Below are 606 nucleotides of genomic sequence, written 5' to 3' on the forward strand. Positions count from 1 at the left end.
AGCAGCAATTTGACTGATATCCCTGATACCTTTTATTATGAGCGTCCCTTGTTTTTATTAACCATTCTCTATCATTTAGGAGAGAGACCATGAGCAATATCCCAGCAGAACTAAAATACATCGCCAGCCACGAGTGGCTGCGCCTAGAAGACGACGGTACGATTACGGTTGGTATCACTGACCATGCTCAAGACTTACTCGGTGACGTGGTGTTTGTTGAATTACCAGACGTTGGCGATATCATCGCGGTTGACGACGAAATCTCTGTGGTTGAGTCTGTAAAAGCGGCCTCTGACGTTTACGCGCCTCTCTCAGGCGAAGTAGTTGCTATCAACGAAGCATTAGAAGATGATCCAGAAATCATCAACTCTGACCCATACGGTGAAGGTTGGTTCTTTAGAATGAAGCCTGACAATATCGCTGACTACGAAGCTTTACTAAGTGCTGATGAGTACGAAAACGAGCTGTAATAGTAAGCTAATAGGCGCTAATTAATTAAGCTATCGTTATTTTAGTATTTAAAAATCAACTTGTTATGACAGATATTGGCGTCAGCTGGTATCTGTGCGCTTTTTTCCTAACCTGCTTAGGGCTCAATTTAGCATT

Annotated in this window: 1 protein-coding gene; it reads left to right on the top strand. The window is 42.7% G+C overall.

Annotated elements, in window-relative coordinates; genetic code table 11:
• The first annotated feature begins 89 nt into the window (after positions 1-89).
• Positions 90-470: a glycine cleavage system protein GcvH gene (gcvH, locus tag V7D75_RS08495; RefSeq protein WP_333614216.1), complete on the top strand. Its 381-nt coding sequence runs from the start codon at positions 90-92 to the stop codon at positions 468-470.
• Positions 471-606 lie beyond the last annotated feature (136 nt).

The organism is Psychrobacter sp., from assembly GCF_036731945.1.
GTDB lineage: Bacteria > Pseudomonadota > Gammaproteobacteria > Pseudomonadales > Moraxellaceae > Psychrobacter.

Bases quoted from the DNA above. Each gene is read 5' to 3' on its own strand.
- gcvH (WP_333614216.1), top strand. From the start codon at position 90: ATGAGCAATATCCCAGCAGAACTAAAATACATCGCCAGCCACGAGTGG.